At 63.8% G+C, this 15523-nt stretch carries 18 protein-coding genes; 5 read left to right on the top strand and 13 right to left on the bottom strand.

Annotation, left to right across the window (positions count from 1 at the left end):
• The 4 genes from Q0C64_RS02245 to mdh all read right to left on the bottom strand — a co-directional run.
• The coding region (locus tag Q0C64_RS02245; protein ID WP_294120512.1) for a thiamine pyrophosphate-dependent enzyme at window positions 1-1356 on the bottom strand (1356 nt) is incomplete at its 3' end.
• A 34-nt stretch (window positions 1357-1390) separates the two neighbouring features.
• Window positions 1391-2278, bottom strand: coding sequence for a succinate--CoA ligase subunit alpha (gene sucD, locus Q0C64_RS02240; protein WP_294120510.1), 888 nt, complete (start codon window positions 2276-2278; stop codon window positions 1391-1393).
• 12 nt (window positions 2279-2290) lie between these two features.
• Complete coding sequence (locus tag Q0C64_RS02235) at window positions 2291-2581, bottom strand: hypothetical protein (RefSeq protein WP_294120509.1); 291 nt, start codon at window positions 2579-2581, stop codon at window positions 2291-2293.
• Window positions 2578-3540 (bottom strand): malate dehydrogenase, encoded by a 963-nt coding sequence (gene mdh, locus Q0C64_RS02230; RefSeq protein WP_294120508.1) that lies wholly within the window; start codon window positions 3538-3540, stop codon window positions 2578-2580. The genes Q0C64_RS02235 and mdh overlap by 4 nt, the downstream gene beginning before the upstream one ends.
• A 159-nt stretch (window positions 3541-3699) precedes the next feature.
• On the opposite strand from mdh, the gene Q0C64_RS02225 reads away from it, so the two are divergent.
• Window positions 3700-4107 (top strand): hypothetical protein, encoded by a 408-nt coding sequence (locus Q0C64_RS02225; protein ID WP_294120507.1) that lies wholly within the window; start codon window positions 3700-3702, stop codon window positions 4105-4107.
• Window positions 4108-4129: 22 nt separating this feature from the next.
• On the opposite strand, the gene Q0C64_RS02220 is transcribed toward Q0C64_RS02225, so the two are convergent.
• Window positions 4130-5569 (bottom strand): M20/M25/M40 family metallo-hydrolase, encoded by a 1440-nt coding sequence (locus Q0C64_RS02220; protein ID WP_294120506.1) that lies wholly within the window; start codon window positions 5567-5569, stop codon window positions 4130-4132.
• Between the two features lie 11 nt (window positions 5570-5580).
• On the bottom strand, window positions 5581-7014 hold the full coding sequence (locus Q0C64_RS02215; RefSeq protein ID WP_294120504.1) for a M20/M25/M40 family metallo-hydrolase: 1434 nt from the start codon (window positions 7012-7014) through the stop codon (window positions 5581-5583).
• Window positions 7015-7108: 94 nt separating this feature from the next.
• Here Q0C64_RS02215 and Q0C64_RS02210 point away from each other — a divergent pair, with 94 nt between their 5' ends.
• Window positions 7109-7645: a phosphatase PAP2 family protein gene (locus Q0C64_RS02210; RefSeq protein ID WP_294120503.1), complete on the top strand. Its 537-nt coding sequence runs from the start codon at window positions 7109-7111 to the stop codon at window positions 7643-7645.
• Here the strand turns inward: Q0C64_RS02210 and zapE are convergent.
• Both zapE and Q0C64_RS02200 read right to left on the bottom strand, forming a co-directional pair.
• Complete coding sequence (zapE, locus tag Q0C64_RS02205) at window positions 7642-8757, bottom strand: cell division protein ZapE (protein WP_294120502.1); 1116 nt, start codon at window positions 8755-8757, stop codon at window positions 7642-7644. The two genes, Q0C64_RS02210 and zapE, sit on opposite strands and share 4 nt — an antisense overlap.
• Entirely contained in the window at window positions 8735-9229 is a 495-nt protein-coding gene (locus Q0C64_RS02200) for a PaaI family thioesterase (RefSeq protein WP_294120500.1), read from the bottom strand. Before Q0C64_RS02200 ends, zapE begins: the two co-directional genes overlap by 23 nt.
• Window positions 9230-9331: 102 nt before the next feature.
• On the opposite strand from Q0C64_RS02200, the gene Q0C64_RS02195 reads away from it, so the two are divergent.
• Complete coding sequence (locus tag Q0C64_RS02195; RefSeq protein ID WP_294120498.1) at window positions 9332-9910, top strand: hypothetical protein; 579 nt, start codon at window positions 9332-9334, stop codon at window positions 9908-9910.
• Between the two features lie 7 nt (window positions 9911-9917).
• Here Q0C64_RS02195 and Q0C64_RS02190 read toward each other — a convergent pair whose 3' ends face one another.
• The 3 genes from Q0C64_RS02190 to Q0C64_RS02180 form a co-directional block, all read right to left on the bottom strand.
• A complete protein-coding gene (locus tag Q0C64_RS02190; protein ID WP_294120497.1) occupies window positions 9918-10697 on the bottom strand; it encodes a succinate dehydrogenase iron-sulfur subunit in 780 nt (259 codons plus the stop codon).
• A 333-nt stretch (window positions 10698-11030) separates the two neighbouring features.
• On the bottom strand, window positions 11031-11207 hold the full coding sequence (locus tag Q0C64_RS02185; RefSeq protein ID WP_294120496.1) for a hypothetical protein: 177 nt from the start codon (window positions 11205-11207) through the stop codon (window positions 11031-11033).
• On the bottom strand, window positions 11204-11365 hold the full coding sequence (locus Q0C64_RS02180; RefSeq protein WP_294120495.1) for a hypothetical protein: 162 nt from the start codon (window positions 11363-11365) through the stop codon (window positions 11204-11206). Before Q0C64_RS02180 ends, Q0C64_RS02185 begins: the two co-directional genes overlap by 4 nt.
• A gap of 290 nt (window positions 11366-11655) precedes the next feature.
• Between Q0C64_RS02180 and Q0C64_RS02175 the strand changes: the two genes are divergently transcribed.
• The gene (locus tag Q0C64_RS02175; protein WP_294120515.1) at window positions 11656-11886 is read left to right on the top strand and encodes a cold-shock protein; all 231 of its coding nucleotides are present in this window, start codon (window positions 11656-11658) and stop codon (window positions 11884-11886) included.
• Window positions 11887-11897: 11 nt separating this feature from the next.
• Complete coding sequence (locus Q0C64_RS02170) at window positions 11898-12104, top strand: hypothetical protein (RefSeq protein WP_294120494.1); 207 nt, start codon at window positions 11898-11900, stop codon at window positions 12102-12104.
• 201 nt (window positions 12105-12305) lie between these two features.
• Here the strand turns inward: Q0C64_RS02170 and Q0C64_RS02165 are convergent, their stop codons facing one another.
• Together Q0C64_RS02165 and Q0C64_RS02160 are read right to left on the bottom strand one after the other, a co-directional pair.
• Window positions 12306-12764 carry a peroxiredoxin gene (locus Q0C64_RS02165; protein ID WP_294120492.1) on the bottom strand — a complete coding sequence of 153 codons (459 nt, stop codon included), beginning with the start codon at window positions 12762-12764 and terminating at the stop codon, window positions 12306-12308.
• A complete protein-coding gene (locus tag Q0C64_RS02160; protein WP_294120491.1) occupies window positions 12754-15450 on the bottom strand; it encodes a bifunctional [glutamine synthetase] adenylyltransferase/[glutamine synthetase]-adenylyl-L-tyrosine phosphorylase in 2697 nt (898 codons plus the stop codon). Before Q0C64_RS02160 ends, Q0C64_RS02165 begins: the two co-directional genes overlap by 11 nt.
• Between the last annotated feature and the right edge of the window lie 73 nt (window positions 15451-15523).

The raw sequence follows: 15523 nt of genomic DNA, 5'->3' as shown, positions 1-15523 counted from the left end.
CAGCGGCTGGGTAAAGCTCGGCTCGTCGCCCTCGTTGTGGCCAAAGCGGCGGTAGCACCACATGTCGATGACGATGTCGCGGTTGAATGCTTGGCGGAACTCGATCGCCATCTTGCAGGCGAAGGTCACCGCTTCCGGATCGTCGCCGTTGACGTGGAAAATCGGCGCCTGGACCGCCTTGGCCACGTCCGACGGATAGGGCGACGACCGCGCGTACTGCGGGCTGGTGGTGAAGCCGACCTGGTTGTTGATGACGAAGTGAATCGTGCCGCCGGTCTCGTAACCCGGGAGGCCGGAAAAACCGAAACATTCGGCGACGATGCCCTGGCCCGCAAAAGCCGCGTCGCCGTGCAGCAGCAGCGGCAGGACGGTGTCGCCCTCGACATCGCCCTTGCAGGTCTGTGACGCCCGCGCCTTCCCCAGCACCACCGGGTCGACCGCTTCCAAATGCGACGGGTTAGGCAGCAGCGACAAATGGACCTTGTTGCCGTCGAACTCGCGGTCTGACGAAGTGCCGAGGTGGTACTTGACGTCGCCCGAGCCGCCGACATCGGCCGGGTTGGTCGCGCCGCCGGCGAATTCGTGGAAAATGGCGCGATAGGGCTTGCCCATCACGTTGGAGAGGACATTGAGGCGCCCGCGATGGGACATGCCGACGTCGATCTCCTCGACCCCGCTGGCGCCGCCATATTTGATCACGGCCTCGAGCGCGGGAATGGCGCTTTCGCCACCGTCGAGCCCGAACCGCTTGGTCCCGACATATTTTTTGGCGAGGAACTTTTCCCACTGCTCGCCCTGGATCACCTTCTCCAGGATCGAGCGCTTGCCTTCCGGGGTGAAGCTGATCGCGGCGTCCTTGCCCTCCATCCGGTCCTGCAGGAAGCGGCGCTCCTCCAGGTCGTTGATGTGCATATATTCAAGGCCGACCGCGCCGCAGTAATTGGCCTGCAGCACCGGCAGGATTTGGTGGACCGAGGCATATTCGAAACCGAGCATGCCGCCGAGGTAGATTTTCCGGTCTAGGTCGGCGTCGGTGAATCCATGATAGGCCGGCGTGAGGTCGGCCGGCAGCTTGCGCTTGGTGAGGCCGAGCGGGTCAAGGTTAGCCGCCAGATGCCCGCGCACCCGATAGGTGCGGATCAGCATCATCGCGCGGATGCTGTCGTCGGCGGCGCGGCGGATCGCGGCTTCGTCGGTGACACCGGTCGCGGCAACTGCCGCCTTGACCTGCTCGGTCGCCTTTTCGATCGTCGCTTCGGTCGGATCGAGGCCGAGATTGACCGCATCCAGCTCGGCCAGCGGCCAATTCGTCCGCGCCCAGCTCGGTCCCTGTTCGATCTCCCGCAACTCGTTCATCGCTTCCTCTTGTTCCCCTGGCTGCGCAGGGGAGCTATGCTGTCGCCAGCAATTCCCGCAACGTCGTTCCCAACTCAGATGGGCTTGGTGAGACGCGGATTCCAGCCGCCTCCATCGCCGCGATCTTGGATTCCGCATCGCCCTTGCCGCCCGAGACGATCGCGCCGGCATGGCCCATGCGCCGCCCCGGAGGAGCCGTGCGCCCGGCGATAAAGCCGACCATCGGCTTACGGCGCCCGCGCTTGGCCTCGTCGGCAATGAACTGCGCGGCTTGCTCCTCGGCGTCGCCGCCGATCTCGCCGATCATGATGATCGACCTGGTCTCGTCGTCGGCCATGAACAGCTCCAACACGTCGATGAAGTTGGTGCCGTTGACCGGATCGCCGCCAATGCCGACCGCGGTGGTCTGGCCAAGGCCCTCGTTGGTCGTCTGGAACACCGCCTCGTAGGTCAAGGTGCCGGAGCGCGAGACCACGCCGACGCTACCCTTCTTGAAGATATTGCCCGGCATGATGCCGATCTTGCACTCGTCGGGGGTCAGCACGCCCGGGCAGTTGGGCCCGATCAGCCGCGACTTGCTGCCCTGCAGCGCGCGCTTCACCCGCACCATGTCGAGCACCGGGATGCCCTCAGTGATGGCGACGATCAGCGGCACCTCGGCGTCGATCGCCTCACAGATCGAGTCCGCGGCGAAGGGCGGCGGGACGTAGATGACGCTGGCGGTGGCGCCGGTCGCCTCGACCGCTTCATCGACCGTGTTGAACACCGGCAGGCCGATATGGGTCGTGCCGCCCTTCCCCGGCGTCACGCCACCGACCATCTGCGTTCCATAAGCCAGCGCCTGCTGTGTATGGAACGTCCCGGTCTCGCCTGTCATCCCCTGGGTGATGACCTTGGTGTTCCTGTTGACGAGAATCGACATCAATTCAAACCTTTATACCGACGTCTTTGATGTGCGGCGCGATCTTCCAAAAAGATAGACAGCAATGCCCGCTACAAGCTGCACAATTCCAACCGTGCCGAAATGACGGAGAAGGATAGATGTGCTCTGCGCCATAAAATCGCTTGGCATCCGAGAATAGGAGATCAACGCCAAAATTGCAGGAAGGCTGACAAGCAATACCAGCCACCACCATCCCTTTCGGCCTGCGACGTAAACGATGCCGAAATAGATTACAGCGCCAACGAGCGCGAAAATTATCGAGACGATTCCGAAGATCGTCACGCCAGCGATCCATCAATCTCTTTGCAGGCCACCAGCAGTTCCTTCACCGCATCGACACTGACCTGAAAATTGCCTTTGGCTTCGTCGTCGAGCGCGATTTCGATCACTTCCTCGACGCCATTGGCGCCAATCACGGTCGGAACGCCGACGTAGAGGCCGTCGAGCCCATATTTGCCGTCGACATAGACGGCGCAGGGCAGGATGCGCTTCTGGTCACCCAGATAGGCTTCGGCCATGGCGATCGCGGATGTAGCCGGGGCATAATAAGCCGATCCGGTCTTCAACAGGCCAACGATCTCGCCGCCGCCGCCCCGGGTGCGCTTGACGATCTCGTCGATGCGCTCCTTCGACGACTTGCCCATCTTGACCAAATCGTCGACCGGGATGCCGCTAATGGTGGTGTAGCTGGTGACCGGGACCATCGTGTCGCCATGGCCGCCGAGGACGAAGGCGTTCACGTCCTTCACCGACACGCCGAATTCCCACGCCAGGAAGGTCGCGAAACGCGCGCTGTCGAGCACGCCGGCCATGCCGACCACCTTGTTATGCGGCAGGCCGGAAAATTCGCGCAGCGCCCAGACCATCGCATCGAGCGGATTGGTGATGCAGATGACGAAGGCATTGGGGCAATGTTGCTTGATGCCCGCGCCGACCGCCTTCATCACACTGAGGTTGATGCCGAGCAAATCGTCGCGGCTCATGCCCGGCTTGCGCGGCACGCCGGCGGTGACGATCACCACATCGGCGTCGGCGATGTCGGCATAATCATTGGTGCCCTTGATGCTGGCGTCGAAGCCCTCGATCGGGCCGCACTGACTGAGGTCGAGCGCCTTGCCCTGTGGAATGCCCTCGGCGATGTCGAACAGGACGATGTCGCCCATTTCTTTCTTCGCCGCGAGATGCGCCAACGTGCCACCGATCATTCCCGCGCCGATCAGCGCAATCTTCTTGCGAGCCATGGGCCTTTTGCTTCCCTTTTTCCAAAGCGTGCGAACGCCGCGCGGGCATAGCGGCGGCGAATTGGCAGCCCCCTAGACCGGCAGGACCAGAGGTTCAACCGCCTAGGGGAAAAACGCCGGTCATGGATCGTTCAGTCCGGTTGATGCATTGTGCCGGCCATGAAACATCTGTTCATCCTCGCGGGCGCAGCGGCGCTCGCCTCGACCGCTCCGGCTCTGGCCAGCCCCGGCAACGGGCACGGCAATGGCAACAAGGGCCACGGCAATTCTCACAGTTACGGCGCCAACGGCCCGGTCGGCTATGGCGTCGGCGGCTGCCCGCCGGGCCTCGCCAAGAAGAACAATGGCTGCCTGCCGCCGGGCCAGGCCAAGAAGCTGTACAACATTGGCCAGCGCTGGCCGCGCGACTATGGCAATCGCTGGAACTACAGCCAGATTCCCGAAGACCTTCGCGACCGCTATGACTTCGACGACGACCATCGCTATTATTACGGCGACGGCTACCTCTACCAGGTCGACCCGGCGACCATGCTGATCTCGCAGGTCGTCAGCGCTATCCTGCGGTAATCCTCCCCGTGCCGGGGAGGAGCTACTTACTCGTCAGGTCGCGGAGGACGCTCTCCCAGTGGAGCACATCGTCGTACATCGCCCGCACCGGGATGCGCTCGTCGAGCCCGTGCGCGCGCTCGTCGTCGGGCGAAAGTCCCCAGCTGCCGTCGACATCGTAGACCGGGATGCCCTTGGCGCGGAAGAAGCTGCCGTCGCTCGCTCCCGCCGCCATCAGCGGGAAGACATGCATCTCGGGGCCGTGGAGCCGCTGGATCGACGCCGTCACCGCCTTCAGCACATCCGGCCGGAGCGGCGATGCAGGCGTCGGCGTGCCGATGTAATTGGGGTCCGGCTTCACCTCGACCTTGGGCCCGGCCAGCTGCTGCAGCTCTGCCTGGACGTCGGCCGGCTGAACGCCGGGCATGATCCGGCAGTTGACCGTCGCCTTGGCACTCTGCGGCAGCGCATTGTCGGCGTGGCCGCCCTCCAGCATGGTCGCGACGCAGCGGGTGCGGGTGAGGCCGACCTCCAGCGGATTGGCCTCGATTTCGTCCGCCGCCTGCCCGTCACTGGGATTGGCCAGCCAGCGGCGCATCGCCTGGCCGAGCGGGCTGTTCCCCTCCTGCCGCGCCCGTTCCTCGAAATAGCCGCGGTTGGCCGGGTTCTGCATCGGCTGGAAGCGGTGGTCGCGCAGTTTCTCCAGCGCGTCGGCCAGATCGTAAATCGCATTGTCCGGGCGCGGGCGCGAGCTGTGTCCACCGGGGTTGTGGGTCGTCAGGAAATAGGTTTGGAAGGTCTTCTCGGCGACCGAAATGCCGCAGCCCAATGGCCGGAACTGGCGGTCGTACGAGCCGCAGCCGCCGTCGGCGTTGAGTCCGAATTCGGACTCGGTCAAATTGCGCCAATCCGAGGCGCCGAGCGTCGCGCCGCGGCCCATCGTTTCCTCGTCGCCGCTGTAGAACAGGATGATGTCGCGGTTGGGCTTGTAGCCGGCGGCCTTCAATTTCAGCACCGCCATGGTCGTCGCGACGATACCGTTCTTCATGTCCGACGCGCCGCGGCCGAGGAAATAGCCGTCCTGTTCGCGGAACACGAACGGATCGAAGGTCCAGTCGGCCCGCTTGGCTTCGACCACATCCATATGGCCGAGGATCATCATCGGCTTCTGGGTCGCCTTGGCCGCCCGCCAGCGCACGATCAGCGCCGCGGTCTTGTCGCCCGGGATGCCTTCATAGGGCATGATGTGGATGTCGCTGTCGGGGATGCCGGCGGCGCGAAACTGGTCGGCCAGCAAGTTGGCCATGCGCGGGACTTCTCCACGGTTATGAACCGTTGGGATCTCGATCACCTGTTGGAACAGCGCCCTCGTCTTGGCTTGCCAGGCCGGATCGAGCCTTGACGGAATTGTCCGCGGATCGGTCGCCGCGAAAGCTACGGTCGACAGGGTGACCAACAGGGCCGCGGCAAGCACTCGCTTCATGTCATCAACTCCTATTTGCCCGCCAGATCGCGCAGCATCATCTGCCAATGGACGACATTGTCGTAGAGCGATTCGACCGGCAGGCGCTCGTCCTTGCCGTGCGCCCTGAAATCGACTGGGACCACGACCCAGCCGCCGTTGGTCCCGTAAATCGGAATGCCGGCAACGCGGAACGGCCGACCATCGGTCGCGCCGGTCGACATTTCGGGGAATACCGGCATGCCCGGGTGCAGGGTCTGGACCGCCTTGGTGTAGGCGCCAGTGATGTCGGGCCGAAGCGGCGAGGACAATGACGCGACCTGGTCGTCGTTGCGGGTTACCGCCACCGCGGGATTGGCGACGATCCTTTCCAGCTCGGCCTTGATCTCGTTGGGATCGCTGCCCGGGAAGATGCGGCAGTTGACCATCGCGGTGGCGAGTTGCGGCAATGCGTTGTCGGCATGGCCGGCGAACAGCCGCGTCGGGACACAGCGCGTCCGGGTCAGCCCGACCTCGCTCTCGCTGGCTTCGATGAAGTCGGCTGCTTCCCGATCATCAATATTGGCCAGCCAGCGCCGCATGGCGTCGCCGAGCGGCCCCTTTTCCTGCTTCTCCCGCCCCTGGAAATAAGCGCGGGTGGTTGGGCCCATCTGTGGCTTGAACTGATAGGCCTCCAGCCTTTCCAGCGCATGCATCAAATCGTAAATCGCATTGTCCTTGCGCGGCTTGGACGAATGGCCGCCGCGGTTGCGAACCGTCAGCGTGTAGCCGGCATAGGTCTTCTCGGCGCTCTGCATGGTGAAGCCGGCCGGCGACCCGTCGGGGTTGACGCCGCCGCCGCCGCCATCGGCGTTGAGGCCATATTCGGGGTGGCCGAGCAGGTCGAGCCATTCGCTCGCGCCCTTTTTCGCGCCGATCCCGTTGGTTTCCTCGTCGCCGGTGAACAGCACGACAATGTCGCGCTTGGGCTTGAACCCGGCAGCCTTCAAATTGATCAGCGCCTGGGTGATGCCGACAATCCCGTCCTTCATGTCGATCGCGCCGCGGCCGTAATAATAGCCGTCGCGCTCGGTCATCATGAACGGATCGGTGGTCGAATCCTCGCGCTTGGCCTCGACTACGTCCATGTGGCCCATCAGCATGATCGGCTTGGCCTTGGGTGTGCCCGCCGCCCGCCAGCGGACGATCAGTGCCGCCGTCTCATCCGCTCCAGTGCTAGCGCTTTCGCTGTGATAGGTCATCACGTGAATGTCGACTTCGGGGAAGCCAGCAGCCTTGAACTGGTCGGCGAGATAGTGCGCCATCTCCGGCACCTTGTGGCGCCCGATCACCGTCGGCGTGTTGATGACATGCTCGAACATGTCGTGCGTCGCAGTTCGTTGGGCCGGGGTCAGGCTCGGCTTGGCGGGTGCGCCGAATGCTGCGGTGGAAAGCGCGATCAACGAAGCGGCGATAATGTAGCGCATTGAGATCCTCCCGAGATTTGGGCGAACGCTAGGCCGGCCGTCGGGGCCGTCAAGGCCGTTGGCCATCCGTTCGTCGAAGAGTAACGTGGCCACCATGCGGCGACTCCTCCTCGCGCCGGCCTGCGCCATGCTAATGCTGCCAGCGCCGGCTCATGCAGACGAGCACGACTGGGCGACCGCCAGCGACATTGGCCGCGATGTGCTGGTGGTCACCGCGCTGGGCCTGCCGGCGGTCCAGGGCGACTGGCAGGGCACCAAGCAGGCCGCATATTCCCTCGGCGCCAGCTTTGTCGTCACCACCGGGCTCAAGCTGGTGATCGAGGAGGAGCGGCCCGACGGGAGCAACGACGAGAGCTTCCCCTCGGGCCACACCTCGGCCAGCTTCGCCGCCGCGGCAACGCTGCACAAGCGCTACGGCTGGAAGGTTGGCGTGCCAGCGCACATTGTCGCCAGCTTCGTTGGCGTTGCCCGGGTCAAGGCCGACAAACATTTCGCACATGACGTGATTGCCGGCGCAGCAATCGGTGAGGTGTCAGGCTGGCTGCTGACATCGCGGAAGAACGACAAGGTCCAGTGGCTGCCCTGGGGTGATGCTCATGGCGGCGGGGTGACGGTGGCGATGAAATTCTAGGCTGCTTCGTGAAGCCCGTGACCCTCCTCGAGGTAGTTCGCGCTCTGCATTTCCTCGAGCCGGCTCGCCGTCCTGTCGAATTCGAACCGGCCGTCGCCCGCCGGATATAGGTCCGCCGGCTCGGCGTCCGCCGCGGCCAGCAGTTTCACCCGATGCTCGTAGAGTGCGTCGATCAGGGTCACGAACCGCGCCGCCTCGTTGCGCATTTCCTTCCCCATCACCGGGATGCCGACGATGATCACCGTGTGGAACCGCTGGGCGATGGCGAGATAATCGGCCGCGCCGCGCGGCTCTCCGCACAGCCGCTTGAACGAAAAGACCGCCACGCCCTTCAGGCTCTTGGGCACGTGCAGCGTGCGCCCGCCACCGACATCGAGCTCCTCGACCGGCACCTTGGCGCGATCCTCGACCGGATAGTCGGTCATCTGGAAGAAAGCCCGGCTGAGCTTGGCGGTCGCCTCCGGTCCGTTGGGCACCAGCCAGGTATCCAGCCCCTGCATGCGATCGAGCCGGTAATCGGTCGGACCGTTCAGCGGCAGCACCTCCATCCGTTGCTCGATCAAGTCGATGAAGGGCAGGAACAGCTCGCGGTTGAGGCCGTCCTTGTAGAGGTCGCGGGGTGGCCGGTTGGAGGTGGTGACGATCGCCACCTCCTCATCGATCAACGCCGTGAACAGCCGCGACATGATCATCGCGTCGGCGCTGTTGGTGACCATCATCTCATCAAAGGCGAGGAATTTGACCTCATTGGCTATGTCCTCGGCGACGCGGATCACCGGATCGCCTTCCTTGGTCCTGCGCGCCTCGCGCAGGCGCTGATGCACCTCGAGCATGAAGGCATGGAAGTGGGCCCGGCGCTTGGGGGTCACGTCGATCTGGTCGAACGCCAGGTCCATCAGCATCGATTTGCCGCGGCCAACCCCGCCCCACAGATAGACCCCGCGGCGCCGCTCCTTCTTGCCGAACAGTCTGCCGAGGAGACTGCCATTATGCTGGAGACGCGCCGCGAACCGGCCGAGCGCCTGGACCGCCCTGGCCTGGTCCGCGTCGGGTTTCAGTTCGCCCGCCGCGACCAGTGCGGCATAGGCCTTACCGACGGACCTGGTCGTCATCGGCCGCCGGGGCGTTGGGCCGCGTCACCCGCTTGAGCGTGCCGGTGAAGGCGTAGCAGACCTCGCCGTCCTGCTCGCAATGGCCGTCGAAGAACACCAGTCCGCCCCTGGTCTGCTTGAGCAGCCGGACATGCGCGTCGAGCGGAATGCCGACCTGGCCGCGCGCGACGAACCGCGTATGGCAGTCCAGCGTCACATAATGGCCCTCGGCCATGCCTGCGCATCGGCCGCCGGCAAACAGCGCCATGTCGATGAAGCTCATCACCGCGCCGCCATGGATCGAGCCGCCCATATTCATATGCGCCTCGGTTGGAATCATCCGGCACAGCGCCTGTCCCTCACCATTGGGCTTGAACAGCAGCCGCCCGGTCTGCGCCGCGAAGCTGCTGCGCGGGAAATCACCCCAGCTGTACCAGCCGGGATGGTCCGGGTCTTCGCGTGCGCAGTTGGGCAGCTTTGGGGCCATTTCCATGCGCTACTCGCGTAATGGGGTGCGTTTCGTCGCGCAACTGGCATCGATCGTGCCGCTTTGTTATGAAATTCAGGCTCGGTCCTGAAGGTCAGGAGTGTAGGGATGTTGCTTGCGCTAGCAGCTGCAATGCTGATGCAGTCAAACGTTCCAGGTAACTGGCAAATGGGCGGAGGCCGCGCCTGGATGAATCCGCCGGCTCCCACGGCCGCAAATCCTGCCTCATTTGAAGGACAGTCGCCCGCTACCGCCGAACGAACAGAGCCGCCGCCAGAAGCACAGGCGCAGGCCGTCAGTGGGCGGACTTGGCTCCTGCCACCCAAATTGCCGCCGTGCCTGCCAAATGGCTATTGCTTCACCAGACAGGATTTGCGCGAAACCAGGGCCTCCCTTGAAGCAGCACGCAAAGCACGAGAAGAAATTCTGAACAAAGCGAAACACGGTGATGTTCGCGCAATGTGGCAGACGGGATTCATGCTTTTGAATCGTCTGGCGGGGCCGAAAGACGAAGCAGGGGCCATGGGCTGGTTCTACGAGGCAGCCAACCGCGGCCATGCGAATTCAATGTATGGTCTGGCCTGCGGCTTCGAACAGGGCGTTGGCGTTACGGCCGATCCCAAGCTCGCCGCTTATTGGCACGAGCGTGCGACTAAACAGGGCGCTCCGAAAACCTGCAATAAGTAGATGTAGATTAGGCCGCCCGCTCCGCGATCAGCTTCTTGGTTTCGGCGATCGCCTTGGCCGGATTGAGTCCCTTGGGGCAGGCATTGGCGCAGTTCATGATGGTGTGGCAGCGGTACAGCCGGAACGGATCTTCGAGGCTGTCGAGCCGCTCGCCGGTCGCTTCGTCACGGCTATCGGCCAGCCAGCGATAGGCCTGCAGCAGGATCGCCGGCCCCAGGAACTTGTCGGCGTTCCACCAATAGCTCGGGCAACTGGTCGAGCAGCAGGCGCACAGGATGCACTCGTAGAGGCCGTCGAGCTTGTTGCGGTCGTCGGGCGACTGCAGCCTTTCCTTGCCTGACGGCACGGGCGTCGAGCTCTTCAGCCATGGCTGGATCGACGCATATTGCGCGTAGAAATGGGTCATGTCCGGGACCAGGTCCTTGACCACTTCCATGTGCGGCAACGGCGTGATCTGGACCTCACCGCGCAAATCCTCGATCGCGGTGGTGCAGGCGAGGCCGTTCTTGCCGCCCATGTTCATCGCGCACGATCCGCAAATCCCTTCGCGGCAGGAGCGGCGGAAGGTCAGCGTCGGATCGATCTCATTCTTGATCTTGATGATCGCGTCGAGAACCATCGGCCCGCATTTGTCGAGGTCGATAGTGTATTTGTCGTAGCGCGGGTTCTGGCCGCTGTCGGGGTCGTAGCGGTAGATTTTGAACGTCTTGAGCCGCTTGCCTTGCTCGGCCGCATGGGCCCGGCCCTTCATGATCTTGCTGTTCCTGGGCAGGGTGAATTCGGCCACCTGGCTTCCTCGCATGAAACGGGTTTCACCGGGCCGCTAGCATCTAGGGCGCGCGGACCGCAAGCAAAGAGGGGAAGCGGCGAAAACAGCTCTACGCAAATTTGCGGAGCCCAGAAATGGTAAAGCCCGCCGGTTTGACCCGGCAGGCTTCCCATGTTTCGGATCCGAAGACCCGATCCACATCTCCAAGCTAGCGGCCCCGCCCGACTCCGCAAGCCTTTTTTGCAGCCGACTCGGCCCAATTTGAAATTAGCTGTGGATAAGTTTGTGGATCGTAGATGCGTCCACCGAGGATTTGCTTGCCCGGCGACTGATCGGCCGGGTGGCAGCGGCCTAGGCGGCCTGCCGGATGATCTTGACCAAATCGGAACGGATCTTCCGGCCCATCAGATGGGCGTCGACGGACGAATAGCCTTCTTTCCTCAGCTGCGACCTGATCTCGTCGACCGTCGTCAATTGCTGCGCGAGCTGGAAGGCGCGCTCGATGATGCCTGCGGCGTGAACCGTCATCGGATGGCTGCCAGTGTACCGTTGACTTTCGCGTCCGCGATCCGGGCCGCATAGCCCTCGGCCAGCTTGCGATGGGCGATGCGAGAGTTGCTGCATGCGGCGTTATCGGACATTCGCAGGGAAATAAAATATCGCTGATAGATATAATTGAGATCCATAATTGGCTCCGGTTCGGTAAGCGGGAGCACGATTTAGTCTCTCAGTCGCGCAATGCCTACGCAGGATTAGCGCACGATTTTTCTGATGTAACACATGGGCCCGACTATGGCGAACTGGCTCGATATTTTTGCAGTCGGCTTACAATTTGCCAGAATTTCATCTATGTAGGGTGGGCTACCAGTCGCAAATTGACGGTTTTTGGCGCTTTGCGGCTCCTCTTTCCTTCTATCTCGCAGCTCTTAGCGCCCGGAATCCGACGTTCGGCTTCCGCAACAGAAGGAATGGTGAAATGCCAATCGGCACCGTAAAATTTTTCAACGAAACCAAGGGTTTTGGCTTCATCCAGCCCGACAACGGCGAAAGCGATGCGTTCGTTCACATCACCGCCGTCGAGCGCGCCGGCTTGCAAACCCTCCGTCAGGACCAGCGGGTCTCTTATGACATGGAGCAGGACCGTCGCGGCAAGATGAGTGCCGTGAACCTCAAGCTTGAAGATCAAGCCGCGCCGCAAGCGCAGTAAGCCCTTCCGGCATGGCAATTTCCAACACGCTTAAGTTCTACCTCGATCGAGCAGAACAGGCGCGCGAAGATGCCGAGGCGGCAACGTTGTCCAATGTCGTGGACCGTTGCCGCCGTTCGGAAGCGGCCTGGACGATATTGGCCGAGCGGGCCGCCCTGGCGGAGCGCAACCGGCAAAAGCTAGAAATGATGAAGGCAGCCGAGCTGCCACCAGAGTAACAATGAAGACAATCAAGAAACCCAAAATTCGCAGGATAGCCGAGCAGCTGGCGCTACGGCCTATGACGGTCTCCTCGCGTGACCCCGTGGCCCATGCCGCGGCGATCAAGGTCCTCGGCTAAGCGCCCAGCCCGTTCAAATCAAACCAGATTTCCCGGAAATGCAGCGTTTCGCCGTCAAGTGCGTCTTGCTGCAGCGGCCTCAAGCCGCCGTGGCCACCTTCAGCACTTCTTCGGCATGGCCCGGCACCTTGACCTTGCGCCAAACTTTGAGCACGCGCCCGTCACCGTCGATCAGGTAAGTGGCCCGCTCCATTCCCATATATTTGCGGCCGTATATCGACTTCTCGACCCAGGTGCCGAAGGCATCGCTAAATGCCCCGTCCTCGTCGGAAGCCAGCGGCACCTTGAGGTCATATTTGGCGATGAATTTGTCGTGCTTCTTCATTGGATCTCGCGACAGGCCGACCACGTTGACGCCCGCCTTGGTGAAATCCTCGACCAACAGGGTGAAATCCTGCGCCTCCTTGGTGCAGCCCGACGTATCGTCCTTGGGGTAGAAATAGAGCACCAACGGCCGGCCCGGCGACGCAAGGTTGAGCTCGGTCCCGTCGGACAATCTGGTCTTCAATGCGGGAACCCTATCGCCTTCACCGATCATCGCTCACTCCTCCAACCTTGGCCCAGCGGGCCGCGACCCTGTGCCGTGCCGCGTCGACCGCCGCAAGCAGCGACAGCCAGTCTTCGAACCCGCATAGGGTCGCAACCAGGTCCCGGCTCTGCTCGGCCGGCTCCATCGCCTTGCCACTGACCAGCCGCAGCACGACCAGCATGCGCGACAGAAGGCGGAGATCGGGGTCGGCGCCGTCATCAATTTCTCCGGCTTCAACCAGCGCCTCAAGTGCCACTTCCAGCCGCGAGTCGAGCCCGACATGGGTGGTGAGCTGGAGCGTATGGACCGCGAACTCCAGGTCGACCAGTCCGCCCGGCCCCAGCTTGATGTCGAGCGGCCCGGCCGGCGCCTTGTGCCGGGACATTTCCTCCCGCATGGCCACCGCGTCGGCGCGGATCTTGGCCGGGTCGACGGGCGAGCGCAGTATATCGCACATCAGGCTACGCACGTTGGCTCGCGCCACGTCGGACCCGGTCAGCGGCCGCGCCCGGCACAGGGCCATATGCTCCCAGGTCCAGGCCTCGTGCCGCTGATATTGTTCGAACGAGTCCAGGCTGACCGCCAGCATGCCCTTCGCGCCCTGCGGCCTCAGGCGTGTATCAATATCATAGAGCGGCCCGGCGGCGGTCGGCGTACCCAGTGCATTACCGATCCGGCTTGCCAGCCGGTTGTAATAATCGGTCGCCGACAGCGACTTCGCCCCGTCCGACTGGGCTCCCGCCGGCGCGTCGAACAAATGGATGAGATCAAGGTCGCTGGCGTGGGTCAGTGCCCGCCCGCCGAGCCGGCCAAGCCCCAGCACGACCAGCTCGCCGCCCGGCACGCGCCCATGGGTCTTCTCGAATTCCCGCGCCACCGCCTCCGACAGCGCGACGATTGCCGCTTCGGCGAGGTCACTATAGCCCTCGGCGATCAGGATCGGGTCGCGGTGCGCCGCCAGCAACTGCACGCCCAATGCGAAGCGCCGCTCGCCGACCATCCGCCGGATGCGGTCGAGCGCAAGGTCGAACGGCTCCTCGCGCACGACCTTCAGGAACCGCTCGGCCAGCACATCGGCATCGGGCGGCGGGGCGAAGCTGGATTCGTCGATCAGGCCGTCGAGCAGGGTCGGCCGGCGCCCCAGTTGCTCGGCCAATGGCGGCGCATGGGCCAGGATCAGCGCCAGCAGGTCGGCCAGCTTCGGCCTGGCTCCGAGCAACCGGTAGAGGTTCACGCCGCTCGACAGCTTGTCGATGATGTCGCCGAAGCGGTTGAGCGCGCGGATCGGTTCGGGGCCGGCTGCCACCGCCTTCATCAGCGTCGGCAGCATCGCCTCGAACGCCGAATGCGCCGCAGGCGAGCGCAGCGAGCGGGCCCGGCCGGAGCGCCAGTCACCGACCCGGCGGAAAGCCTCCTCGACTTCGACAAACCCCATCGCCGCCAGTTCCTGCCGCAAGATGTCGGGATCGTTGGACAGCCGCTCCTCGCGGTCCGACACCAGCCCGTCGAACTGCACCCCGACCGCTTCGACGTGCGGCGCCAGCGCGGCTAGCAACTCCTCCGCATTTGCCTTGCCATCCAGCAAGGCAATCGCTTCTAGGGCGGCCGGATCGGTCGGCAGCCGATGCTCCTGCCGGTCGTCGATCATCTGGATGCGGTGCTCGGCGGTGCGGAGCGCGCGGTAGGCGGCGCCGATCGCGTCCGCGACCTGCGTTTCCAGCCGACCGGTTTTGGCCAGCGCCCCCAATGCCTCTAGGGTCGCCGGCGCACGGAGCTCGGGTTCGCGGCCGCCATGGACCAGCTGCTGGACCTGGGTGAAGAACTCGGCCTCGCGGATGCCGCCCCGCCCGCGCTTCAGGTCGAAACCGGGTCCAAAAGCCTGGCCCTGCGCATAATGGTCGCGGATGCGTAAGGAGATGTCGCGGATTTCCTGGATCGCCCCGAAATCGAGCGCTCGGCGCCAGATAAACGGTCGGATCTCGGTCAGGAACCGCTCGCCGAGCTGATAGTCGCCGGCGGCCGCGCGGGCGCGGATGAATGCCGCCCGCTCCCACGGCAGGGCCGAGCTTTCATAGTAGCTGATGGCGGCATCGATCGGCAGCGCGATCGGCGTCACTTCAGGCGATGGCCTCAGGCGCATGTCGACCCGCGCGACATAACCATCATGGGTCCGCTGCTGCAGTAGCTCGATGAACCGCCGGCCATAACGCACCGCCGCTTCGCCCGGCTCGTCGCGCGGCCTTCGCGGCAGCGTTTCCGGATCGAACAGCATGACCAGGTCGACGTCGGACGAATAATTCAGTTCGCTGCTGCCAAGCTTGCCGAGCGCCAAAATCGCCAGCCCGCGCGGCTCCTCGTCGGGCATCCGCTCGAGAATTGCCGCCCGAATCGCATCGTCCATCGCTGCATCGGCGAAATCTGACAGCTTGCCAGTGACCCATTCGAGCGGCTGCTCGCCGCTCAAATCCGCCAGCGCTACTGCCAGTGCCAGGGCATGCCGCCGGCGCCTGAGCCTTTCGCCGACGGTTTCCCCGTCCAGCGACAATGCGAGCGCAACCGCCGCCTCGCTGCCTTCGTCCAGGAAGGCGCGCGCAATATCGGGAAACAGCTCGGCCATGGCACGCAGGAACGGCGCATGCGCCTCCGCCCGCCTCAGCGCGTCCGCCCGCACCGCCGAAATCAGTGTTGCTGCCACGCCCGGCTATTGGCCGATTTCGGCGAGTCGCGAAACTGCCGCGCACTTCGCGCATTGGTTGGCCGATGAAAAT

The organism is Sphingomonas sp., from assembly GCF_023266535.1.
Taxonomy (GTDB): domain Bacteria; phylum Pseudomonadota; class Alphaproteobacteria; order Sphingomonadales; family Sphingomonadaceae; genus Sphingomicrobium.
Note: the sequence above shows the minus strand (reverse complement) of the source record. Positions and strands in the feature narration are given on the sequence as shown.

What these genes read in the sequence shown, in the direction of transcription:
- Q0C64_RS02225 (WP_294120507.1), top strand. Translation starts at nt 3,700, where the DNA reads ATGAAACATCTGTTCATCCTCGCGGGCGCAGCGGCGCTCGCCTCGACC.
- mdh (WP_294120508.1), bottom strand. Translation starts at nt 3,540, where the DNA reads ATGGCTCGCAAGAAGATTGCGCTGATCGGCGCGGGAATGATCGGTGGC.
- Q0C64_RS02185 (WP_294120496.1), bottom strand. Translation starts at nt 11,207, where the DNA reads ATGACGGTTCACGCCGCAGGCATCATCGAGCGCGCCTTCCAGCTCGCG.
- Q0C64_RS02220 (WP_294120506.1), bottom strand. Translation starts at nt 5,569, where the DNA reads ATGAAGCGAGTGCTTGCCGCGGCCCTGTTGGTCACCCTGTCGACCGTA.
- Q0C64_RS02170 (WP_294120494.1), top strand. Translation starts at nt 11,898, where the DNA reads ATGGCAATTTCCAACACGCTTAAGTTCTACCTCGATCGAGCAGAACAG.
- sucD (WP_294120510.1), bottom strand. Translation starts at nt 2,278, where the DNA reads ATGTCGATTCTCGTCAACAGGAACACCAAGGTCATCACCCAGGGGATG.
- Q0C64_RS02200 (WP_294120500.1), bottom strand. Translation starts at nt 9,229, where the DNA reads ATGGAAATGGCCCCAAAGCTGCCCAACTGCGCACGCGAAGACCCGGAC.
- Q0C64_RS02165 (WP_294120492.1), bottom strand. Translation starts at nt 12,764, where the DNA reads ATGATCGGTGAAGGCGATAGGGTTCCCGCATTGAAGACCAGATTGTCC.
- zapE (WP_294120502.1), bottom strand. Translation starts at nt 8,757, where the DNA reads ATGACGACCAGGTCCGTCGGTAAGGCCTATGCCGCACTGGTCGCGGCG.
- Q0C64_RS02210 (WP_294120503.1), top strand. Translation starts at nt 7,109, where the DNA reads ATGCGGCGACTCCTCCTCGCGCCGGCCTGCGCCATGCTAATGCTGCCA.
- Q0C64_RS02215 (WP_294120504.1), bottom strand. Translation starts at nt 7,014, where the DNA reads ATGCGCTACATTATCGCCGCTTCGTTGATCGCGCTTTCCACCGCAGCA.
- Q0C64_RS02195 (WP_294120498.1), top strand. Translation starts at nt 9,332, where the DNA reads ATGTTGCTTGCGCTAGCAGCTGCAATGCTGATGCAGTCAAACGTTCCA.
- Q0C64_RS02180 (WP_294120495.1), bottom strand. Translation starts at nt 11,365, where the DNA reads ATGGATCTCAATTATATCTATCAGCGATATTTTATTTCCCTGCGAATG.
- Q0C64_RS02175 (WP_294120515.1), top strand. Translation starts at nt 11,656, where the DNA reads ATGCCAATCGGCACCGTAAAATTTTTCAACGAAACCAAGGGTTTTGGC.